The following is a 21526-nucleotide window of genomic DNA, read 5'->3' as shown; positions in this document are numbered from 1 at the left end:
TGCGGCGCCTCCCGCGCGCGGGCACAGGAGCGAGAAACCTTCGCTGGATTGCCTGGCGGCAGTGGGGCCGGTTCCGGCCCTGGAGCAGCAAGTCAAACGATTCGTGTTAGCATCGCACGCGGCCTGGACTCTCGAGTCTGGGCCGCGCCGCTTGCGGGCTGTGTTGCGTGGGTTCCGACAGACCGCCGGGTTTCCTGCGAGGCATTATCTTCATGTGAGACGGAAAGGGGCCTGAGCTTTATGGAACTGGCAATCAAGTTCAAGAACGACAAGCTGGTGGGCGATTTCTGGGGGGGGCTTGCGGCGATGCTGGTGGCGCTGCCTTCGGCAATCGCTTTCGGGGTCACCATCTATGCCGCGATCGGGCCATCCTATGCCGGTTTGGGTGCTCTGGCGGGAATTCTCGGGGCGACCGCGCTCGGACTGGTTTCCCCCGCGCTCGGCGGTACCAACCGCCTGATCACTGCGCCCTGCGCGCCGGCGGCGGCCGTTCTCTCGGCCTTTGCCATCGAGCTCGTGCATCACGGTGTCGCGGCGCCGTTCATCGTCCTGATGCTGACCGCGCTTGGCATGGTTGCCGGCCTGGTTCAGTTGCTTCTTGGTTTCATGGGCGTTGGCAGCCTGATCAAGTACATCCCGTTTCCGGTGGTCAGCGGCTATCTCACCGGCGTCGGCCTGATCATCATCGGCAGTCAGATCCCAAAGTTGCTGGGCGTTCCGGGTGGAACCCCGTGGTGGCAGGCGCTGATCTCGCCGGAATTGTGGCAGTGGCAGAGCGCCGTCATCGGCGCAGTGACTGCCGCGGTGATGGTTGGCGCACCCTTCGTTACGCGCGTCGTGCCGGCGGCGATTCTCGGCCTGCTGGCTGGGGTGGCGACTTACTTCGGACTGGCGTCGATCGATGAATCGTTGTTGGTCGTCGCCGGCAACAAGCTGATCATCGGTCCGCTTGGCGGTACGGCGTCGAGCATGTTCGAGGCGATCACCGGTCGCTGGCAGGAAATCGGCGAACTCAAGCTGAGTCAGATCGGCAGCCTGCTGGGCACCGCCTTCACCCTGGCCGTGCTGCTGTCGATCGATACGCTGAAGACCGCGGTCGTGCTCGACGCGCTGACGCGCAGCCGGCACGACTCGAATCGCGAACTCATCGCGCAGGGTCTGGGCAACGTCGCTTCCGCCTGTGCCGGCGGCATGCCCGGTGCCGGTCAGATGGGCGCGACGCTGGTCAATCTGGCGAGCGGTGGCCAGACGCGCGTCTCCGGGGTCGTCGAAGGCGTTCTGTCGTTGATCGCGTTCCTCGCCTTGGGCGCTTTCATCGCCTGGATTCCGGTGGGCGCGCTGGCCGGCATCCTGATCGTCGTCGGCATCCGCATGATCGACCGCCACAGCTTCCATCTGCTCGAGTCGCCGTGGACCATGCTCGACTTCATCGTGATCGTCGCAGTGGTCGCAGTCGCAGTGGGCTACAGTCTGATTGCGGCATCAGGAGTCGGCATTGCTCTGGCGATGTTCCTGTTCATTCGTGAGCAACTGAGCAGCACCGTGATTCGCCGGAAGATGGACGGTGGCAGCCGTTTCTCGAAGCGCGTTCGCCTGCGCAAGGACATGGCCACGCTCGAGAAGGAAGGCTACCAGTCGGTCATCCTCGAACTGCAGGGCGGCCTCTTCTTCGGAACCAAGGACCAACTGTACACGGCACTCGAGCCGGAACTCGGCAAACGCAGATACATCATTCTCGATATGCGGCGAGTGCAGTCGGTCGATGTCACTGCGGTGCACCTGCTGAGCCAGATTCGCGACTCGCTGATCGAACGCGATGCCTTCCTGATCTTCAGCAGCCTGTCGCATACGCTGCCGAATGGCCGCAACATCGCCGAGTTCTTCGATCAGATGGAACTCACGACGATGACCGAACACGTCAAGGTGTTTGGTCAACTCGACGATGCGGTGGAGTGGGTGGAAGATCAGATTCTCGGACAGGGCCAGGGCGAAGCGGCGACAGCCGAAGTCTCGGCACTCGAACTGAAGGATCTCGAACTGTTCAAGGATCACAAGGAAGAAACCCTGATCGACCTGGAAGCGGCTTTGGAACGGCGCGAGCTGGCCAAGGACGAGAAGGTCTATTCCTTTGGCGACCCGGGTAACGAGTTGTACCTGATTCGCAAGGGCGCAGTCCGCATCACGCTGCCAAGCCCCGTCGAAGAGGGCGGGCATCACTCTCTGACCTACGGGCGCGGTGACTTCTTCGGCGGCATGGCGTTCCTCTCGCAAATGACCCGGCTCAACGACGCGACGGCGCTCGAAGACACCGAGTTGTTCGTGCTTCAACGCGAGCAGTTCCAGATGCTTCGCGAAGAACACAAGCGCCTAGCATGTACTCTCGTCGAGGAACTCGCCAAGGTGCTGGCAATGCGCTTGCGCTACGCGGACAAGGAACTGATGGCGATGCAGGAATAGTGGTCCGAAACGAGCGCAGGAGGCGTCCGGGGACGCCTGCACTTTGCCGCGAGCTGTCGGAATGGAGGCAGAACAGGATACATCGCGTTTTTTTGCACCGGAATGGCAGTTTTTCATGAAACTGGGCTATCATCACGCGCGCTTCACGGCAGTAGATTGCGCCAACTCGTGGGAGAACAAGAATGTTCCAGCATATTTTGCTGCCGACCGATGGCAGCCAACTGTCCCGGGACACCGCCGAGCGCGCGGTGGCCTTCGCCAAGGCGGCCAATGCGACGATCACGGCCTTGTATGCCAAACCGGTAGGGCATACGGAGAACGACGGGGATCTGGTGGAACCGGTCGTGCTCGAACGTCTGGCGACGGGCTCGGAAGGAAAGTCGAAGGAATATCTGGGCTTCATCAAGAAGCTGTGCAAGGATGCCGGTGTCGAGTGCACGGCTCTGTCGGTAGTCAGCGACACGCCATGGGAAGCGATCGTCAACGTGGCGGACGACCACAACTGTGACCTGATCTTCATGTCCAAGCACGGGCGGGGCAGTCTTTCGTCGCTCCTGCTCGGCAGCGAAACGTATCGTGTGCTGACGCACTCGAGCGTTCCGGTTCTCGTCTATCGCCCACCAGAAGTCGATGCGAGTCGTCGCAAGGCCAAGGAAAAGGCGAAGGAAAAGAAGAGGGCCTAGGGAATATGCCGGTCTGCGGCGGCGCAACGGTGGCCGCCGCCAGTGGCAACGCTCCCGGCAGACGCTGCCTGCCAGGCATCGTGAGTGGCGGGATGTGTCGATGACCCCGCGCTACTGGCAGCGGGCTTCCTCGGAACTGGCACGGGCCGATCCGGTCCTGGCAAGGCTTGTCGAGCGTTTTGCCGGGATGGCGCTGGTTTCGCGTGGCGACGCTTTCGCGACCCTGCTGCGCTCGATCGTGGGGCAGCAGATTTCCGTGAAGGCAGCGGACAGCGTCTGGGCGCGCCTGCTGGACGCCCTGTCGTCGGTGGTGACTCCGCGTGCCGTCCTGGCGAGCGAGCGCGAAACGCTGCGCGCCTGTGGTCTGTCGCAGCGCAAGGTCGAATACGTGTTCGATCTGGCGCAGCACTTCGCCAGTGGCCAGATCCACGTCGATCGCTGGACGGCGATGAGCGATGCCGAGATCATCGCCGAGCTGACGGCGGTGCGCGGCATCGGCGTGTGGACCGCGGAGATGTTCCTGATCTTCCATCAGTTGCGGCCCGACGTCTTTCCGCTCGACGACATCGGCCTGCAAAAGGCGGTCGCCTTGCACTATTGCCAGGGCGAGCGTCCGGGCCGGCGTCTGCTTGCAGAACATGGCGAGCGCTGGCGACCCTGGCGTTCGGTGGCGACCTGGTACCTCTGGCGCAGCCTCGATCCGCTCCCCGTCGAATACTGAATGCGGCCCGGCCGGCCGGTCGAACCGGTGCGACACAACGGCGGCAGCGCTGCCTTTCGGTTTAGAATAGCGCGCTTCGACATGCGCAGGATTGCAGACACGGTTGGCCTTGATGAAAACCAGTTTCCTCGACTTCGAACAGCCGATCGCCGACCTCGAAGGCAAGATTGAGGCGCTGCGCCTGGCGCAGGACGGCTCCGCGGTCGACCTTTCGGATGAAATCAGGCGCCTGCAGCGAAAGAGCGAGGGCCTGCGCAAGGAGATCTACGGCAAGCTTTCCGCCTGGCAGATCTGTCAGGTGGCGCGTCATCCGCAACGTCCGTATACGCTCGATTACCTGCGTCTGATTTTCACCGACTTCGAGGAACTGCATGGGGATCGCGCGTTTGCCGACGATCACGCGATCGTCGGTGGCTTGGCGCGTTTCCATGGTGATCCGGTGATGGTGATCGGTCATCAGAAGGGGCGTGATACCAAGGAAAAGATTTTCCGCAACTTCGGCATGCCGCGCCCGGAGGGTTACCGGAAAGCTCTGCGCCTGATGCGCCTGGCGGAGAAATTCGCCATTCCGGTGCTGACCTTCATCGACACGCCGGGAGCCTATCCCGGTATTGACGCCGAAGAGCGCGGCCAGTCGGAGGCAATCGGACGCAACCTCTACGCCATGGCGGATCTGCAGGTGCCGATCATCGTGACCGTCATCGGCGAGGGTGGCTCGGGTGGTGCGCTGGCGATCGGCGTCGGCGATCAGGTCCAGATGCTGCAATACGCGACCTATTCCGTGATCTCGCCGGAAGGCTGTGCGTCGATCCTCTGGAAGAGCGCGGAAAAGGCGAGCGATGCCGCGGAGATCATGGGCATCACGGCGCGGCGATTGAAAGCGCTCGGTTTGATCGACCGCATCGTGAACGAGCCGTTCGGTGGCGCTCATCGTGATCACCAGGCGATGGCGCAGAACCTCGGCAAGTCGCTCCAGGAGGGGCTGCAGAAACTCGTCGCGTTGCCGCCTGCCGACCTCCATCGGACGCGCCTCGATCGCCTGCTGGCCTATGGCCGGGTCAAAGAGCGGGCCGTGCGCTGACGTTGCCAGACCGGCGGCCGAGCAGATCCGGCGGACGATTGCCGAGTTCCTGGCAACCCGGCGAATATCCGGCACGCGCCTGTGCGTCGGTCTGTCCGGCGGGCGTGATTCCCTCGTCCTGTTGCACGCACTCGCCTGCCTGCGCTCCTCGTCGCCAGCTTTCGAGCTGTCGGCGGTGCATGTCCATCATGGTCTGAATGCCGGCGCGGACGCCTGGGCTGCGTTCTGTTTGGACTTCTGCGAACGCAGCGGGGTGCCGCTCGAAGTGGAATACGTCGAGGTGCCGCGCGCCAGCCGGGAGGGCCTGGAAAGCGCCGCCCGCCGACTGCGGCACGCGGTATTTGCCGGCCGCTCTGCGGACTGGCTGGCGTTGGCGCATCACCGCGACGATCAGGCCGAAACCGTTCTCTTCCGGATCTTGCGCGGCGCCGGTGTCCAGGGCGCCGCCGGAATGCCCGCCGAGCGACCGCTGGCGGGCGGACCGCGCCTGATTCGCCCATTGCTCGCGGTGCCGGCGACGCTGATCACGCGCTACGCCGAGGAATGTGCTCTGCAGTGGGTCGAGGACGAGAGCAATACCGATTCTCGCTACCGCCGGAATCATATCCGGCACGTGCTGCTGCCGTGCATCACCGAGCGCTTCCCTGGCGCCACCGCGGTGTTGGCACGAAGCGGTCGGCACTTTGCCGAGGCCGCACAGTTGCTGGACGATCTCGCTCGCATCGATCGGGAGGCCGTGGCTGGCGCGGCGGGACGCATCGATCTTGCCCGCTTCAACGCCCTGAGCCTGCCGCGAGCCCGCAACCTGTTGCGCACGGAACTGTCGTCGGCCGGTCTGCGTGCTCCCGATGCCCGCTGGCTGGACGAGGCATTACGGCAACTGGCGATGACCAGCCCTGCAGCGGAAACCTGTCTGTCGACGGCTGACGGCGAGCTGCATGTCTATCGCGGGCAGTTGCATGTCCTTCGCCAGCGGCCGGCGGCCCCGACCGGTGCCGTTCCCTGGTCCGGTGAGGACGAATTGCCATGGGGCGTCGATCGGGTTTCCTTCCAGCCGACGGTCGGCGACGGCATCTGCCGCCGGTTGCTGGGCAGCGGGCCGGTCGAGCTGCGCTGTCGGCAAGGGGGCGAACGCCTGCAACCCGATCCGCGACGGCCGCTGCGGACACTGCGCAATCTACTGCAGGAAGCAGCCGTACCGCCCTGGGAGCGCTGTCGCCTGCCGCTGCTCTGGTGCGGTGAGCGATTGGTCTGGGTCGCCGGGATCGGGGTCGATGCCGCTTTCGCCTGCGCGCCGGACGAGCCGGGCGTGATGCCCGTCCGGAAGCTGGCCACTTCGCCCTCGGCCGCACGCTAGCAGCTCGACGGCAAGACCGCACTCAGCGCCTGCTGGCCAGCAGTTGCGCCAGCTCGACGGCAGTCCGCACCCCCATTTTCTCGAAAACGTTGGCGCGATGGACTTCGACCGTGCGCATGCTGATCGCCAGTTCGTCGGCAATCACCTTGTTCAGCTTGCCGGCGAGAATCCGCTCCATGACCTGCCGCTCACGTGTGCTCAGGCGGTCGATCAGGGTGTTGACCGAATCGGCGTCGGACGCCGCCATGCGTTGCCTGGCGTCCAGTTGCAGCGCCGCGATGACGCGATTCGCCAGTTCATTGTCGTTGCAGGGCTTCTCGACAAAATCGAAGGCCCCCTTCTTGATGGCAGAGACGGCCATCGGCACGTCGCCGTGACCAGTCAGAAAGATCACCGGCAGTCGATTGCCGCGTTCGTTCAGCACGTCGAAGAGTTCCGGGCCGCTCATCCCCTCCATGCGGATGTCGAGCAGAATGCAACCGGCGAGCGAAGCGTTCCAGGCGGACAGGAATTCCTCAGCCGAGGCGTAACTGCGGCAGGCGACACCGCGTGACTCGAGCAGCCAGCTCAAGGAATCGCGGATTGCCTCGTCGTCGTCGATCAGGTATGCGTGCGCGCTCATTGACGGCTGATCGGCAGGGTGACGACGAAAATCGATCCGCCCTCGGGGTCCTGCTCGACCCATAGGCGGCCATGGTGGAATTCGATGATCGAACGACAGATGTTCAGACCCATCCCCATGCCGTCGGCCTTGGTCGAAAAGAGGGGCGTAAAAAACTTGTCGACGAGGTCGGGCTCGATTCCTGGACCGCGATCGATGACCCGGATTTCCATTTGCGTGTCTACCTGCACGAGTTTGATGGTCAGTCGTTTTCGCTCCGCCGGCGTGTCGTTCATCGCTTCGATGCCGTTGCGCATCAGATTGAGCAGCACCTGTTCGAGCATCACCCGGTCGGCCGGCAGTTCGGGACGCATGCCCTGGATTTCACGCACGATGCGCACTCCGCGACGGCGCGCGGTCGCCTCGATGAAACCAATGCTGTCGTCGATCACTTCGGCCAGATCGCACGGGGCGAGCTTGGGCTCGCTCTTGCGCACGAAGTCGTGCACCCGGCGAATGATGTGGCCGGCGCGCTGCGCCTGCAACGCCAGTTTACCGAGCGTCTCCCTCAGCTGCGTCGGGTCGAAATTGCCGGCTTCGAGCTTGTTCAGGCAGCCCGTGTTGTAGCTGGTGATCGCCGCCAGCGGCTGATTGAGCTCGTGTGCCAGCGTCGATGCCATCTCGCCCATGGTCACCAGGCGGGCGGTTAGCTGCAACTTCTCCTGCTGCTGGCGGGCCAGTTCCTCGGCGTGCTTGCGCGCCGTGACGTCGATGATCGACCCCATCCAGCCGGTCTGACGGCCATCCGCGTCGATCAGCGGCGCTTCGTAGATCAGCGCGTCGAAACGGCTGCCGTCCTTGCGCATCAGGCGGATTTCGAAGCCCTCGTTCGGCGCCCTGCCTTGCAGCACCTTGTTGTGCAGTTGCAGCGTACGTTCCATTTCCTCCGGTGCCCAGTAGGGCATCGGCGGCTCTCTGCCGATCAACTCCTCGGCGCTGAAGCCGACCATCTGCAGAAAAGCCGGGTTGGCGTAGGTGACGCGCCCGTCCAGGTCGCGGGCGCGCATGCCGACCATCAGCGAATCCTCCATTGCCTTGCGGAAGGCGTACTCCGATCGCAGCGCCTGTTCTGCCGACAGCCGCCTCTGGATCGATCCGCGCACTGCCCACAGGCTCCAGAAAACCGCCGCGGCCAGCACGATGATCAGCGTCGCAATCATCGTCTGCGCCAGATTGCCCGCGCTGCGGTAAGCGGTGACCTGGAGCACCATGCCGTAGCCTGGGGGGTCGAGGCTGACCGAGTGGTTCAGTTCGGTCGACGATGCATCGATCTTCGATTTGCTGGCGAGCAGGCTGCCGTTGCCATCGACCACGCGCACCTGGTATTTCTCGGCGAACCACCAGGGGACCTGCTGTTTGAGCAGGCCGGCGAGCGAATAGACCCCGAGCAGAGTGCCACGATAGTGTCCGGAGGCAAAGATCGGCACATGCACTTCGAACTGCGTCGCCTCGGCGTTGCGGTAGGAATCGCTGTAGATCGGTCTGCCGAGGCGGGCCAGTTCGACCAGGCGACCGAGCGAATTCTCTTCCGACGGATCGTCGACCGGTCGCGGCAGCGATCGCGTCGGCATTCCCTGTACCGCTCGCGCCGTGGCATCGAGCCAGAGCAACTGACGCAGCTCGGGGTCGTTCTTGAGCAGGTGACGGGCGCGCACATCGAACAGCTCCGCCTGGTTTCGCGTACGAGCCAGATCGAGAGCCAGGTGCTCCAGTTGCTCGGAATTGCCCTCCAGGTGAAAACGAATGCTCTGTTCCAGCCAGAGCACGTCGGCAATCATCGTCGACCGCTGCTCGTCGATCTCGTTGCGGTGCAACAACCAGAGGAGAGTGATCAGCAGCACCAGCAGCAAGCCTATCGCCAGCTTGAGGATCGACAGATACCAGTTCGACCAGCGCAGCGGCGCCTGCCGACGGCTTTTGGGTCGATGCTCGTAGCGGGAGGGCGCCTCTTTCATGGCGCCGCATCTTACCGGACTTCTCCGCCGGGCGCCCGCGGTGCGCCCGGCGACCGGTAGCGGCCACCGTGGCCCCTGGACCCCGCCTTGCGCCCGGTGAGAATTGCGGTTTTCCACAATAGGCGCCGGCGCATTTTTTTGTGATAGTGGCGTCCGCATCTCGGGCTGCGTCCCAATTTCAAAGCAAATACTACGTGGAGGAGACAACATGAAGTTTTCGAAGCTGCTATCCGGACTGTTCGCCTGCGTTCTGTCCGCCGTGCCCCTGGCGGCTGTTGCGCAGCAGCCAATCGTGATCAAGTTCAGCCATGTCGTCGCGCATGACACTCCCAAGGGTCTCGCTGCCGAGTTTTTTGCCAAACGGGCGGGAGAGCTGACCAAGGGTAAGGTCAAGGTCGAGGTCTATGCCAACTCGACGCTGTACAAGGACAAGGAGGAGATGGAGGCGCTGCAGCTCGGCGCCGTGCAGATGCTCGCCCCGTCGCTGGCCAAGTTTGGCCCGCTGGGCGTCAAGGAATTCGAACTGTTCGACCTGCCCTACATCTTCGACAACTACACCGAGCTGCACAAGGTCACGCAAGGCCCGATCGGACAATCGCTGCTCAAGAAGCTGGAACCCAAGGGTGTGGTCGGTCTGGCATTCTGGGACAACGGCTTCAAGTCCTTTTCGGCGAACACGCCAATCCGGATGCCGGCCGACCTGAAGGGAAAGAAGATACGCATCCAGTCGTCGAAGGTGCTGGAAGAGGAGATCCGGGCGCTTTCCGCCTTGCCGCAGGTGATGGCCTTCTCCGAAGTCTACCAGGCCCTGCAGACGGGCGTCGTCGATGGAGCAGAGAACCCGATCTCCAATCTGTATACCCAGAAGATGTATGAGGTGCAGAAGCATCTGGCGCTCACCGAGCACGGCTACCTGGGCTACGCGGTAATCGCCAACAAGAAGTTCTGGGAAGGTCTGCCGGCCGATGTGCGCGGCCAGCTCGAAACGGCGATGAAGGAAGCCACTGCCTACGCCAACAAGATCGCGAAGGAGCAGAACGACAAGGATCTGGATGCGGTCAGGAAGAGCGGGAAAACGCAGGTTTACGCGTTGACTCCGGAAGAACGTCTGGCTTTCAAGAAGGCCCTGGCGCCGGTCCACCTGAAGATGGAATCACGCGTTGGCAAGGAACTGCTGCAGTCGGTTTACAAGGAAACCGGCTTCGACCCGGCCAAGCCCTGAGCATTTCGGCAGACAGCAGCGGGCCCGTTGGGACGACACGCCCGGCGGGCCTTTTTTCAGGCTGATGGGGGAGATTCTTGCATGAAACTTCTGGATCACCTCGAGGAATGGCTGATCACCTTCCTCATGGCAGCGGCGACGACGATCATCTTCACTTCCGTCGTCCATCGCTACCTGTCGGGTTTGGATATTCCCGGCTTGCAGGATTGGCTGTTGTCGCTCAACTTTGGCTGGGCACAGGAACTGTGCATCATCATGTTCGTGTGGATGGCCAAATTTGGCGCGGCGTACGGTGTGCGCACCGGTATACATGTCGGTGTCGACGTGCTCATCAACCGCATGTCCGGCCGCACGCGCGCCAGGTTCGTCGTTTTCGGCCTGCTTGCCGGTGCCCTGTTCACCGGGATCGTCGGCACGCTCGGCGCCAACTTCGTTTGGGAGAACGGTTTCCACTATGCGCTCTATAACGCGCTGGGATGGGAACTGGTCGATGTTCCCGAAGGTCCGACGACGCCTGATCTGGAGTGGCCGACGTGGTTCGTGTACAGCGCCATTCCGCTCGGGTCGAGTCTGATGTGCTTCCGTTTCCTGCAGGTGACGGTAAGTTTCGTCAGGACCGGTGAGCTGCCGCATCACGATCACGGTCATGTCGACGGGATCGAGGAGGTGGCGATCGCCGAAGAGGTCGGTGTCTACGAGATGGAAGACAACCTTCACCCGCACGACCTGACCTATCGCAAACGCCATCCGCAGGACCGGGCGGGCAACGGAGGTGAGCGGTCATGAACGCATCGATCATCTTCGTCATCCTGCTGGTGCTCATGCTGACCGGCATGCCGATCTCGATCTCGCTCGGACTGACCGTTCTCAGCTTCCTCTTCATGTTCACCCAGGTGCCGCTCGAATCGGTCGCCCTGAAGCTGTTCACGGGCATCGAGAAGTTCGAGATCATGGCCATTCCGTTCTTCATCCTGGCCGGCAACTTCCTGACGCATGGTGGCGTCGCGCGACGCATGATCAAGTTCGCGACCGATGTCGTCGGGCACTGGTATGGCGGTCTCGGTCTTGCCGGAGTGGTCGCCTGCGCGCTCTTCGCCGCCGTTTCCGGATCTTCGCCGGCGACCGTGGTGGCCATCGGTTCGATCCTGATGCCGGCGATGGTCCGTGCCGGCTTCCCGAACCGCTTCGGTGCCGGTGTGATCACGACTTCGGGGGCGCTTGGCATCCTGATTCCGCCGTCGATCGTGATGGTCATGTATTCGGTCGCCACCAATACCTCGGTCGGCGCGCTGTTCATGGCTGGCGTCATCCCGGGAATTCTGCTGGCGATCACGCTGGGTTCGGTCACCTGGTATCGCGCAAGGAAGTTCGATTACCCGCGCATGCCCAAGGCGTCCTTTGGCGAACGAGTGAAGTCTTTCCGCGAATCGGTCTGGGGTCTGTTCCTGATCGTCGTCGTCATGGGCGGCATCTACAGCGGTATGTTCACGCCGACCGAGGCGGCGGCCATGAGCGCGGTCTACGCCTTCTTCGTCGCCGTCTTCGTCTACAAGGACCTGACACTGAAAGATGTGCCACGCGTGTTGCTCAACTCGGCGAACATGTCGGCGATGCTCCTTTACATCATCACCAACGCCGTCCTCTTCTCGTTCATCATGACCAACGAGAACATTCCGCAGGCACTCGCCGACTGGATGCTCGGGCACGGGCTGGGGATGATCGCCTTCCTGCTGGCCGTGAACATCATCCTTCTGCTTGCCGGCAACTTCATGGAGCCCTCGTCGATCGTGCTCATCTTCGCACCGATCCTCTTTCCGGTTGCCATCAAGCTGGGGATCGATCCGGTGCATTTCGGCATCCTGATGACCGTGAACATGGAGGTCGGCATGTGCCACCCGCCGGTCGGACTGAACCTCTACGTCGCATCCGGTATTACCAAGATGGGCATCACCGAACTGACCGTCGCTGTCTGGCCATGGCTTCTGTCGATGCTGGTCTTTCTGGTCGTCGTGACCTACATACCGATCCTGTCGACCTGGTTGCCGAAGACGCTGGGCATGATGTAGCTGCCGCCGACAGTAGCGGTTCGGGGCGCGTGTGCGGGGAGACCCGCACACGCGCTCTGCATTTTGCGCGGCGATCCGACGTTTGCTGCCAAGTCTTGGTATAATTCCAAGGTTATGTAGCTAGCAATATGATTTCTTGCTGTTTTCTTCATCCGTACGCCTCTGGAGAATGACTCATGGCCATTGAACGCACCCTTTCCATCATCAAACCCGATGCCGTCGCCAAGAACGTCATCGGCAAGATCTACTCCCGCTTCGAAACCAACGGTCTGAAGATCGTCGCCTCCCGCATGGCCTGGCTGTCGCCGCAGGAGGCGGGAGCATTCTACGCGGTGCACAAGGAGCGCCCGTTCTTCCAGGATCTGGTGTCGTTCATGATTTCCGGCCCGGTCATGATTCAGGTACTCGAAGGTGAGAATGCGATCGCCAAGAACCGCGAGCTGATGGGCGCGACCGATCCGAAGAAGGCAGAGCCGGGAACGATCCGCGCCGATTTCGCCGAGTCGATCGATGCCAACGCCGTGCATGGTTCCGACGGCGAGGAGACGGCAAAGGTGGAAATCGCCTTCTTCTTTCCGGGCATGAGCGTCTATTCCGGTCGCTAGGTCGGGAGCCACCGCGTTTCCGATGACCGTCAATCTGCTCGATCTCGATGCGGCCGGTTTGACCGCCCTGCTCGCCGAGCACGGCGAGAAGCCGTTTCGCGCCAGACAGTTGCTGCGCTGGCTGCATCAGGTCGGGCAGGGCGATTTCGCGGCGATGACCGACATCGCCAGGAGTCTGCGGGAGAAGCTCGCGACGCTGGCCACCGTGCAGCCGCCGGCAGTGATTGCCGACAGGCTGTCCGACGACGGCACGCGCAAGTTTCTGTTCGATGTCGGCGGTGGCAACGCCGTCGAGGCAGTATTCATTCCCGAGGAAGAGCGAGGGACGCTGTGCGTTTCGACGCAGGCGGGTTGCGCGCTCGACTGCTCGTTCTGCTCGACCGGCAAGCAGGGTTTCAATCGCAACCTGACGGTGGCCGAGATCATTGGCCAGTTGTGGCAGGTCCGGCATGCCTTGGACAATCGCCCTCGCGCGGGCGGTCAGGGCGAACGAGTGATCAGCAACGTCGTTCTGATGGGCATGGGCGAACCGCTGGCGAACCTCGACCATACCGTGACGGCACTGCGCGTGCTGCTCGACGACAACGCCTATGGCCTGTCGCGACGCCGGGTGACGGTGTCGACCTCGGGCCTGGTGCCGGCGATCGATCGTCTGCGCGATGAGTGCGCGGTCGCTCTGGCGATTTCCCTGCATGCGCCGAATGACCGCCTGCGCGACGAACTGGTGCCGATCAACCGGAAGTACCCCTTGCGCGAGCTGCTGGCTGCCTGCCAGCGCTATCTCGAGAAGGCTCCGCGTGATTTTGTCACCTTCGAATACGTGATGCTCGACGGCGTCAATGATGCCGACGCGCAGGCACATGAATTGCTGGCGCTGACGCGGGGAGTGCCGTGCAAGTTCAATCTGATTCCCTTCAATCCGTTCCCCGGTTCGCCCTACCGGCGCTCGCCGGCGCCACGCATCCGCCGTTTCGCCGATATTCTGCTTGCCGCTGGCGTGGTCACCACCACCCGCAGGACACGTGGCGACGATATCGCTGCCGCCTGCGGTCAGTTGGCCGGACAGGTTCGTGACCGGTCGCAGCGGACCGGGCAGCGAACCGTTTTCCTGCGGCGCGAGGCGAGCGAGGTTTGCCTGTGAGGCACGCCGCAGTTGCGGTACTTGTCGGTCTGTGCCTCGCGGCCTGCTCCTCGGGAGGCGTCAGTCCGGTGAGCCAACAGAAGATTCCCGAGGAATCCGTCGAGCAACTCGTGCCGACCAAGCCCCGCGATGCCCGTACCCGCGCCAAGGTGCACACCGAGCTGGGTGCCCTCTACCTTCAGAACGGGAACCTGGCGGTGGCACTCGAGGAGCTGTCGATCGCCATCGCCATCGACCCGGAGTATGCCAAGGCCTACGGGGCGCGCGGAATTGCGGGCTTCCACGCGCACGAAATAGCGTTCGCCGATCAGGACTTCCGCCGGGGCTTGAGTCTCGATGCCAATGACCCGGAGATCAATAACAACTACGGCTGGTTCCTTTGCCAGATTGGGCGCGAAAAGGAGGCGATCGGTTATTTCCAGCGCGCGATCAAGAACCCGCTCTACGAGACCCCCGAGCGGGCGTACCTGAATGCCGGCGCGTGCTACGCCAAGCTTGGCGATCTGGCGCTCGCCGAGGAATATATCCAGCACAGCCTGCACATCGTGCCGAACAATGCGCAGGCCCTGTTGGAACTGATTGGCATCAACTACCGACGGGGTCATCTGGCCGAGGCCAAGCAGCAACTGGCGAGTCTCCTGCGGCGGACCGAGCCGAGTGCCGAGGCGCTGTGGCTGGGGGTGCGCATCGAACGTCGACTCGGTGATCGCGTGGCGGAAGCGAAGTACGGCAGCCAGTTGCGCCGAAGATTCCCGCTGTCGCCCGAGGCGCAGGAACTGCTGAAAGGCAACTTCGAGTGAGTGAAGAATGAGTGAACCGCCGGTACCTCCCGATCCGGCAGCGCCTGCAGAGGATGTCGGCGAAACGGCCCGGCAGCCGGTGGCGAGCGGCGAGCTATCTGGCGCCGCTGGCGTCGGTGCATCGCTGCGCGCAGCCCGTGAAGCAAGAAACCTGAGCATCGCCGATGCCGCGCAGGCGCTCAAGCTTGGACCGCGTCAGGTGGAAGCGCTCGAGGCCGAGAACTGGCCTGCCTTGCCCGGCAACACCATGATCCGTGGCTTCGTGCGCAACTATGCACGCCTGCTCGGCATCGATTCGGATCAGTTGATGCACGGGCTGGACGCCGCGCAACTGCAACAGACCGCGCAGTTGCAGGTATCGGCCGGAACCAGTGCCAGCCTGCCGTACTCCGGCAGCCGGCGGGTGGAACGTCGTGATCATCTTGCCATCATTGCCGGCTTGCTGCTCCTGGCCCTCGCTCTGCTCGCCTATTTCTATCTGCCGGCGGAGCTCTGGCAGGAAAGGCTGACGGCGCTGCTTGGCCGCAACACTGTCCAGGCTCCGGCGCAAGCTCCGGCTGCTGCCATCTCGGCCGCGGCACCTGCCGCCTCCGGCGAATCTGTGACAGTGCTGGCAACACCGAACACGACGGTACTTGCGGATAGCGCGGCCGGTGTTCGCGGCATCCGGCTCAGCTTCGCAAGACCCGCCTGGGTGGAAATCCGCGATGGCCGCGGCCAGACCGTCTTTTCCGAAATGGGCCAGGCAGGCAGCCAGCGTGTCGTCGAGGGACAGCCGCCTTTCTCTCTGGTCGTCGGCAACGCGGCCAACGTGACGGTCGAGTATCAGGGCAAAGTACTTGACCTCACGCAGCACAGCAAGGGTGAAGTCGCCCGGCTGACGCTGGAATGAGCGCTTGCGACGTGGTGGCCGGGCGATGAACCATCCGCTTCCCGGCAGCGTGCGCCGGCGGACGCGTGCCGTGAGCATCGGTCGGGTGACGGTCGGCGGCGGCTCTCCGGTCGTCGTCCAGTCGATGACCAACACCGATACCGTCGATGTGGTAAGAACGGCGATCCAGTGCGCCGAACTCGCGCGCGCCGGATCGGAACTGGTGCGCATCACCGTCAACACCCCCGAGGCTGCGGCCGCCGTCGCTCCGATCCGGGCCCAGCTCGATCGCATGGGCGTCGACGTACCGCTGATTGGCGACTTTCACTACAACGGTCATCGCCTGCTTGGCGAGCGTCCCGAGTGCGCGGAGGCGCTCGCCAAGTTCCGCATCAATCCGGGAAACGTTGGCCACGGACGCAAGCGCGACGAGCAGTTCGCGCAGATGATCGAGATTGCCTGCAAGTATGGGAAACCGGTGCGCATCGGCGTGAATTGGGGCAGCCTCGATCAGGATCTGCTGGCGCGAATCATGGACGAGAACGCCCGCCGGCCGGAGCCGCGGGATGCGGTTGCCGTGATGCGCGAGGCGATGGTGGCTTCCGCACTCGAGTCCGCTGCCCGCGCCGAGGCGATCGGCCTGCCCGGAGAGCGCATCGTTCTCTCGTGCAAGGTATCCGGCGTGCAGGACCTGATCGCCATCTATCGCGAACTCTCGCGCCGTTGCGATTATCCCTTGCACCTCGGTCTGACCGAGGCGGGCATGGGTTCCAAGGGCATCGTCGCCTCCACGGCGGCGATGGCGGTACTGCTGCAGGAGGGAATCGGCGACACCATCCGCGTTTCGCTGACTCCGGAACCCGGTGGCCGGCGCACGCAGGAAGTCGTCGTCGCGCAGGAGATGCTGCAGACCATGGGTTTGCGCGCTTTCACGCCGATGGTCGTCGCCTGCCCGGGCTGCGGCCGGACGACCAGCACTTTCTTTCAGGAACTTGCGCAGTCGATCCAGGAACACGTGCGCCAGAGCATGCCGCGCTGGCGCACGGAGTATGACGGCGTCGAAAACATGACGCTGGCCGTGATGGGCTGTGTGGTCAATGGGCCGGGTGAGAGCAAGCATGCCAACATCGGCATCAGTCTGCCAGGCAACGGCGAGGCGCCGGCTGCGCCAGTGTTCGAGGATGGCGTCAAGACAGCCACGCTGCGCGGTCAGCACATCGCAGAGGAGTTCACCGCCATTGTCGATGCCTACGTGACCCGTACCTACCGGAGAAGGCTTGCCGACCGATGATGACGCCCAAGATCCAGTCGGTGCGCGGGATGAACGACATCCTGCCGGACGAAGCCGAATTCTGGGACATGTTCGAGGAGACGATTCGCTCCTGGCTCAAGAGTTATGGCTACCGTCCGATTCGTCTGCCGATCGTCGAGCCGACACCACTGTTCAAGCGCGCCATCGGCGAAGTGACCGACATTGTCGAAAAGGAGATGTATTCTTTCGTCGACAGTCTAAACGGCGAAGCCCTGACGCTGCGTCCCGAAGGCACGGCCGGTTGCGTGCGCGCCGTCATCCAGCACAGTCTGCTTGCGCTGCAGCCGCAACGGCTGTACTACCTGGGCCAGATGTTTCGCCACGAGCGGCCGCAGAAAGGGCGCTACCGGCAGTTCCACCAGGTCGGCGTCGAAGCCTTCGGTTTTTCGGGGCCGGACATCGACGCCGAGCAGATCCTGATGGGTGCCCGGCTGTGGGATGACCTCGGGCTCGACGGCATCAGCCTGCAGCTCAACACACTTGGCCAGCCGGCGGAGCGTGCCCAGCACCGGGCCGAGTTGATCGCCTATTTCGAGCAGCACCGCGAATTGCTCGACGAGGACGGTCGGCGCCGGCTGTACAGCAATCCGCTGCGCATCCTGGACACGAAAAACCCCGATCTGCAGCAGCTGATTGCCGCCGCGCCGCGATTGACCGATCATCTGGGGGCCGAGTCGCTTGCCCATTTCGAGGGAGTGCAGCAGGCGCTGCGCGATGCCGGTCAGACGTTCACGATCAATCCGCGCCTGGTGCGCGGGCTCGACTACTACAACCTGACCGTCTTCGAATGGGTCACCGATCGTCTGGGGGCGCAGGGGACGGTCTGCGCCGGAGGCCGGTACGACGGCCTGCTGCAACAGCTTGGTGGCAGGGCTGCGCCGGCCTGCGGTTTTGCAATGGGTGTCGAGCGCCTGATCACGCTGATTCGCGAGGCCGGGGGCGAGACCAGGGCGGCGGCAGTCGATGTCTACCTCGTGCATCAGGGAACGAATGCTTCACGCTTGGCAGCGCGCGTCGCCGAGGGGCTGCGTGACCGTGGCATCGACGTGCTTTTCCATTGCGGAGGCGGCAGCTTCAAGACGCAGATGAAGAAAGCCGACGCCTCGGGCGCGAGTTTTGCCGTGATCATCGGTGACGATGAAGCGGACGCCGGCGAGGTGACGCTGAAACCATTGCGTACCACTGGCGACCGGCCGAATCAGCAGAAGCGGGTCGGCGTGGACGTCGTGGCCGACGAAATCATGAATTCGATTCTCGATAGGGATGACTCCTGAATGGCTACTTATGACCTCGAAGAGCAGGAACAGATCGCCGAAATCAAGGCGTGGTGGAAACAATACGGCAATCTGGTGGCCGCTATCGTGACCGCGGTCGCGGTCGGATTCGCGGCATGGCAGGGCTGGAACTGGTATCAGCGCAGCCAGGCCGCGCAGGCAGGCCAGGTATACGCTGCGCTGCAGAAAGCGGTGGCGGAAAAGGATCCGCAGCGGATCAAGGCAGCGAGTGGCGAACTGTTCGAGAAGTATTCCCGTACCGCCTACGCACCGCTCGCTGCCCTGCTGGCTGCCCGGGTTCTGAACGACACGGGCGACGCGAAAACCGCCAAGCTGCAGTTGGTCTGGGTGGTCGAAAACGGCAAGGACGAACTGCGGGATCTGGCCCGCCTGCGGCTGGCGAGCCTGCTGCTCGACGAGAAGGCGTACGACGAGGCACTCAAGCAGCTCGATGTTGCCGCGGGCAGCGCTTTCACCGCCCGTTTCCAGGACATGCGTGGCGACATTCTCAGCGCACAGGACAAGACGGGCGAAGCACGCGCCGCCTATCAGGCCGTACTGGCCAAGCTGGACGAGGCAGATGCGGCCGGCAAGGGTGGAGATACGCTGCAGGACACGCGGGCGCACGCGGCCTATCGTGAGTCGGTACTGCAGAAACTCGACGCGCTCGCGGAGCCCCATTCATGAGGTATCGTCTTCTCGCGGTGGTCGGTCTGTCGCTGCTGGCGGCCGGCTGCTCGACCCTCGACGCACTCAACCCTTTTTCCGGCAGCAGCGGCCCGAAGATGGCCGAACTGCAACCGATTCAGGCGGTGGCCGATGCCCGTGCGCTGTGGACGGCGGATGTTGGCAAGGCAGGTGACTATACTTTCGTTCCCGCCGTGGTTGGCTCCTCGGTTTACGTCGCGGCACGGGATGGTACGGTGCTCCGCCTCGACGATGGTCGGCAGGTCTGGAGAATCCAGGCCGGGCAGCCGTTGTCGGGTGGGGTCGGCGCGGACGAGCGAATGGTCGTCGTCGGTACACCCAAGGGGGAACTTTTTGCCTTTTCCGCAGCCGATGGTCACCTGCTGTGGAAGGCGCGGGCGAGCAGCGAGATCGTTGCTCCACCGGCGGTCACCAGCGGCCTGGTGATCGTGCGTGGCGGTGATCATCGCCTGAGTGCCTACGAGTCGAGCGAGGGCAGGCGCAAGTGGGTCTATCAACGCCCGAGCACGCCGTTGTCCTTGCGCGTAATGGCTGGACCGGTGGTCATCGACAAATATGTGTTTGCCGGCTTCCCGGGCGGCAAGCTGATTGCCGTGAGCCTGGAAAATGGCGCGCCGCTGTGGGAAGGGACGGTTGCCCTGCCAAAAGGTGCCACCGAACTGGACCGTGTCGCCGATGTCACCAGCGTTCCGGTAATCGACGGCCGGATGATCTGTGCCGCAGCGTTCCAGGGACGTATTTCCTGCTTCGACCTGGGCAACGGCAGCCTGATCTGGTCACGCGACATCTCCAGTGCCGCGGGCATCGGGGTCGACAGCCGCTACGTTTATGTCACCGACGACAAGGGGGCCGTGCACGCGCTGGACAAGGCCAGCGGAGCCAGCCTCTGGAAGCAGGACAAACTCTTCCTGAGACGGCTGACTGCGCCGCTGCCGATACGAGGTTTCGTTGTGGTTGCCGACGTACAGGGTGTCGTGCACTTCCTCAGTCGCGACGACGGTTCCTTCGTGGCACGCGTGTCGACCGACGGCAGCGCGGTACGTGCGCCGCTGCAGCGACTGGGTGTCGATCTGGTCGCACAGACTGCCAACGGACGCGTGTTCGCGATCGAATCGCAATGAAACCCAGCGTCGTTCTGGTCGGGCGACCCAATGTCGGCAAGTCGACACTGTTCAACCGGCTGACCGGAACTCGCAATGCGCTCGTCGCCGATTTTCCCGGCCTCACCCGCGACCGCCACTACGGCCACGGTCGGCTCGGCAGCAAACCGTATCTGGTGATCGACACCGGTGGCTTCGAGCCGCTCGCCAAGGACGGGGTCATGGACCGCATGGCGCGACAGACCGAACAGGCGATCGACGAGGCGGACGTCGTGCTCTTCGTGGTCGATGGTCGCAGCGGGGTAACGGCGCTCGACAGGGAAATTGCCGATCGCCTGCGCAGGTCGGGACGCGCGGTTTTCGTCGCGGTGAACAAGGCCGAGGGAACGAGTCCGGGATTGATCGTCGCGGACTTCCACGAACTTGGCCTCGGCGAACCCTTCGCCATTTCGGCAGCGCACGGCGAGGGGGTGCGCGCCCTGATCGAGCAGGCGCTCGAACCCTACGGCAAGGGGGGCGGAGAGGCTGCTGGGAGCGAAGGGCAGGGGGCGGACACTGTGATCAAGGTGGCCATCGTCGGTCGACCGAATGTCGGCAAGAGCACGATGGTCAACGCACTGCTTGGCGAGGATCGGGTAATTGCCTTCGACCAGCCCGGAACCACTCGCGATGCCATCGAAGTCGATTTCGAACGCGGCGGCCGCCGCTACACGCTGATCGACACGGCCGGTCTGCGACGTCGCGGCAAGGTTTTCGAAAGTATCGAGAAGTTCTCGGTAATCAAGACGCTGCAAGCGATCGAGGAAGCGCAGGTGGTGATTCTGGTGGTCGACGCGCGGCAGGACATTGCCGACCAGGACGCGCACATCGGCGGCTTCATCCACGAAGCCGGCCGCGCACTGGTGATTGCGGTGAACAAGTGGGACGGACTCGATGCCTATGTCCGCGACCAGATCAAGGGAGCGCTCGAAAGGAGACTGGCGTTCCTCGATTTTGCCCGATTACACTATGTCTCGGCGCTCAAGGGACAGGGCCTGGAAGCGCTCTTCCGTTCGGTCGACGCCGCCTACCTGGCGGCGACTGCCGATCTGCCGACTCCCAGGCTGACGCGGGCATTGATCGACGCCGTTGCCCGCCAAGCGCCACCGCGCAGTGGTCTGTTCCGTCCAAAGCTGCGCTATGCGCACCAGGGCGGCCGCAATCCTCCCCTGGTCGTGATTCATGGCAATGCGCTGGACAAGATCCCCGAGTCGTATCGGCGCTATCTGGAGCATCACTTTCGCGAGGTCTTCCGATTGCAGGGAACTCCGCTGCAGATCCAGTTCAACGTGTCGGCAAATCCGTATGCCGACCAGCACGCCAGCGAGCCGAACCGGCGCCGGTCACGCCCGGTCGACAAGTCCGTCTCGCGGTCCACGGACAAGCCGCTGCGCAGTACGAAAGTCCGTACAAAGGCGACTCCGGGAACGCGTTGAGCGCTGGCCTGCTGCCGTCGCAACCGCAGCTCGCTGG

The 21526-nt window shown here is 63.4% G+C and carries 19 protein-coding genes; 17 read left to right on the top strand and 2 right to left on the bottom strand.

Features of this window, described 5'->3' with window-relative positions; translation table 11 throughout:
• The first annotated feature begins 240 nt into the window (after positions 1-240).
• From NFV80_RS10730 to tilS, 5 genes are all read left to right on the top strand, one after another.
• Complete coding sequence (locus NFV80_RS10730; RefSeq protein ID WP_295329675.1) at positions 241-2457, top strand: SulP family inorganic anion transporter; 2217 nt, start codon at positions 241-243, stop codon at positions 2455-2457.
• A gap of 182 nt (positions 2458-2639) precedes the next feature.
• Positions 2640-3140, top strand: coding sequence for a universal stress protein (locus NFV80_RS10725; protein ID WP_295329678.1), 501 nt, complete (start codon positions 2640-2642; stop codon positions 3138-3140).
• Between the two features lie 100 nt (positions 3141-3240).
• A complete protein-coding gene (locus NFV80_RS10720) occupies positions 3241-3861 on the top strand; it encodes a DNA-3-methyladenine glycosylase (protein WP_295329681.1) in 621 nt (206 codons plus the stop codon).
• Between the two features lie 112 nt (positions 3862-3973).
• Positions 3974-4942, top strand: a complete 969-nt coding sequence (locus tag NFV80_RS10715; RefSeq protein WP_295329685.1) for an acetyl-CoA carboxylase carboxyltransferase subunit alpha — start codon at positions 3974-3976, stop codon at positions 4940-4942.
• Positions 4911-6299: a tRNA lysidine(34) synthetase TilS gene (gene tilS, locus NFV80_RS10710; RefSeq protein ID WP_295329687.1), complete on the top strand. Its 1389-nt coding sequence runs from the start codon at positions 4911-4913 to the stop codon at positions 6297-6299. Before NFV80_RS10715 ends, tilS begins: the two co-directional genes overlap by 32 nt.
• A 22-nt stretch (positions 6300-6321) precedes the next feature.
• On the opposite strand, the gene NFV80_RS10705 is transcribed toward tilS, so the two are convergent.
• A complete protein-coding gene (locus NFV80_RS10705; protein ID WP_295329691.1) occupies positions 6322-6921 on the bottom strand; it encodes a response regulator in 600 nt (199 codons plus the stop codon).
• On the bottom strand, positions 6918-8915 hold the full coding sequence (locus NFV80_RS10700; protein ID WP_295329693.1) for a PAS domain S-box protein: 1998 nt from the start codon (positions 8913-8915) through the stop codon (positions 6918-6920). The genes NFV80_RS10705 and NFV80_RS10700 overlap by 4 nt, the downstream gene beginning before the upstream one ends.
• A 208-nt stretch (positions 8916-9123) precedes the next feature.
• On the opposite strand from NFV80_RS10700, the gene NFV80_RS10695 reads away from it, so the two are divergent.
• The 12 genes from NFV80_RS10695 to der all read left to right on the top strand — a co-directional run bounded on the left by NFV80_RS10695 (position 9124) and on the right by der (position 21489).
• Positions 9124-10137 (top strand): TRAP transporter substrate-binding protein, encoded by a 1014-nt coding sequence (locus NFV80_RS10695; protein WP_295329695.1) that lies wholly within the window; start codon positions 9124-9126, stop codon positions 10135-10137.
• 81 nt (positions 10138-10218) lie between these two features.
• On the top strand, positions 10219-10923 hold the full coding sequence (locus NFV80_RS10690; RefSeq protein ID WP_295329697.1) for a TRAP transporter small permease: 705 nt from the start codon (positions 10219-10221) through the stop codon (positions 10921-10923).
• Positions 10920-12203 carry a TRAP transporter large permease subunit gene (locus tag NFV80_RS10685; protein WP_295329699.1) on the top strand — a complete coding sequence of 428 codons (1284 nt, stop codon included), beginning with the start codon at positions 10920-10922 and terminating at the stop codon, positions 12201-12203. Before NFV80_RS10690 ends, NFV80_RS10685 begins: the two co-directional genes overlap by 4 nt.
• Before the next feature lie 176 nt (positions 12204-12379).
• Positions 12380-12808, top strand: coding sequence for a nucleoside-diphosphate kinase (gene ndk, locus NFV80_RS10680; protein WP_295329701.1), 429 nt, complete (start codon positions 12380-12382; stop codon positions 12806-12808).
• Between the two features lie 22 nt (positions 12809-12830).
• On the top strand, positions 12831-13949 hold the full coding sequence (gene rlmN / locus NFV80_RS10675) for a 23S rRNA (adenine(2503)-C(2))-methyltransferase RlmN (protein ID WP_295329704.1): 1119 nt from the start codon (positions 12831-12833) through the stop codon (positions 13947-13949).
• Entirely contained in the window at positions 13946-14749 is an 804-nt protein-coding gene (gene pilW, locus NFV80_RS10670; RefSeq protein ID WP_295329708.1) for a type IV pilus biogenesis/stability protein PilW, read from the top strand. The genes rlmN and pilW overlap by 4 nt, the downstream gene beginning before the upstream one ends.
• A gap of 7 nt (positions 14750-14756) precedes the next feature.
• Positions 14757-15641: a helix-turn-helix domain-containing protein gene (locus NFV80_RS10665; protein ID WP_295329710.1), complete on the top strand. Its 885-nt coding sequence runs from the start codon at positions 14757-14759 to the stop codon at positions 15639-15641.
• Between the two features lie 25 nt (positions 15642-15666).
• The gene (ispG, locus tag NFV80_RS10660; RefSeq protein ID WP_295329713.1) at positions 15667-16911 is read left to right on the top strand and encodes a flavodoxin-dependent (E)-4-hydroxy-3-methylbut-2-enyl-diphosphate synthase; all 1245 of its coding nucleotides are present in this window, start codon (positions 15667-15669) and stop codon (positions 16909-16911) included.
• Positions 16911-18206, top strand: a complete 1296-nt coding sequence (hisS, locus tag NFV80_RS10655; protein WP_296758656.1) for a histidine--tRNA ligase — start codon at positions 16911-16913, stop codon at positions 18204-18206. The genes ispG and hisS overlap by 1 nt, the downstream gene beginning before the upstream one ends.
• Complete coding sequence (locus NFV80_RS10650; RefSeq protein ID WP_295329715.1) at positions 18207-18893, top strand: tetratricopeptide repeat protein; 687 nt, start codon at positions 18207-18209, stop codon at positions 18891-18893. It begins immediately after the preceding gene.
• Positions 18890-20035, top strand: coding sequence for an outer membrane protein assembly factor BamB (bamB, locus tag NFV80_RS10645; protein ID WP_295329718.1), 1146 nt, complete (start codon positions 18890-18892; stop codon positions 20033-20035). The genes NFV80_RS10650 and bamB overlap by 4 nt, the downstream gene beginning before the upstream one ends.
• Entirely contained in the window at positions 20032-21489 is a 1458-nt protein-coding gene (der, locus tag NFV80_RS10640) for a ribosome biogenesis GTPase Der (RefSeq protein WP_295329720.1), read from the top strand. Before bamB ends, der begins: the two co-directional genes overlap by 4 nt.
• The last annotated feature ends 37 nt before the right edge of the window (positions 21490-21526 follow it).

The sequence above is a fragment of the Accumulibacter sp. genome (genome assembly GCF_023806565.1).
In the GTDB taxonomy this organism is placed as follows: Bacteria; Pseudomonadota; Gammaproteobacteria; order Burkholderiales; family Rhodocyclaceae; genus Accumulibacter.
The sequence above is the reverse complement of the archived record's forward strand: the minus strand, read 5'-3'. Positions and strand labels throughout refer to the sequence as shown.

Bases quoted from the DNA above. Each gene is read 5' to 3' on its own strand.
- NFV80_RS10730 (WP_295329675.1), top strand. From the start codon at position 241: ATGGAACTGGCAATCAAGTTCAAGAACGACAAGCTGGTGGGCGATTTC.
- NFV80_RS10725 (WP_295329678.1), top strand. From the start codon at position 2,640: ATGTTCCAGCATATTTTGCTGCCGACCGATGGCAGCCAACTGTCCCGG.
- NFV80_RS10720 (WP_295329681.1), top strand. From the start codon at position 3,241: ATGACCCCGCGCTACTGGCAGCGGGCTTCCTCGGAACTGGCACGGGCC.
- NFV80_RS10715 (WP_295329685.1), top strand. From the start codon at position 3,974: ATGAAAACCAGTTTCCTCGACTTCGAACAGCCGATCGCCGACCTCGAA.
- tilS (WP_295329687.1), top strand. From the start codon at position 4,911: ATGGCCGGGTCAAAGAGCGGGCCGTGCGCTGACGTTGCCAGACCGGCG.
- NFV80_RS10705 (WP_295329691.1), bottom strand. From the start codon at position 6,921: ATGAGCGCGCACGCATACCTGATCGACGACGACGAGGCAATCCGCGAT.
- NFV80_RS10700 (WP_295329693.1), bottom strand. From the start codon at position 8,915: ATGAAAGAGGCGCCCTCCCGCTACGAGCATCGACCCAAAAGCCGTCGG.
- NFV80_RS10695 (WP_295329695.1), top strand. From the start codon at position 9,124: ATGAAGTTTTCGAAGCTGCTATCCGGACTGTTCGCCTGCGTTCTGTCC.
- NFV80_RS10690 (WP_295329697.1), top strand. From the start codon at position 10,219: ATGAAACTTCTGGATCACCTCGAGGAATGGCTGATCACCTTCCTCATG.
- NFV80_RS10685 (WP_295329699.1), top strand. From the start codon at position 10,920: ATGAACGCATCGATCATCTTCGTCATCCTGCTGGTGCTCATGCTGACC.
- ndk (WP_295329701.1), top strand. From the start codon at position 12,380: ATGGCCATTGAACGCACCCTTTCCATCATCAAACCCGATGCCGTCGCC.
- rlmN (WP_295329704.1), top strand. From the start codon at position 12,831: ATGACCGTCAATCTGCTCGATCTCGATGCGGCCGGTTTGACCGCCCTG.
- NFV80_RS10665 (WP_295329710.1), top strand. From the start codon at position 14,757: ATGAGTGAACCGCCGGTACCTCCCGATCCGGCAGCGCCTGCAGAGGAT.
- ispG (WP_295329713.1), top strand. From the start codon at position 15,667: ATGAACCATCCGCTTCCCGGCAGCGTGCGCCGGCGGACGCGTGCCGTG.
- hisS (WP_296758656.1), top strand. From the start codon at position 16,911: ATGACGCCCAAGATCCAGTCGGTGCGCGGGATGAACGACATCCTGCCG.
- NFV80_RS10650 (WP_295329715.1), top strand. From the start codon at position 18,207: ATGGCTACTTATGACCTCGAAGAGCAGGAACAGATCGCCGAAATCAAG.
- bamB (WP_295329718.1), top strand. From the start codon at position 18,890: ATGAGGTATCGTCTTCTCGCGGTGGTCGGTCTGTCGCTGCTGGCGGCC.
- der (WP_295329720.1), top strand. From the start codon at position 20,032: ATGAAACCCAGCGTCGTTCTGGTCGGGCGACCCAATGTCGGCAAGTCG.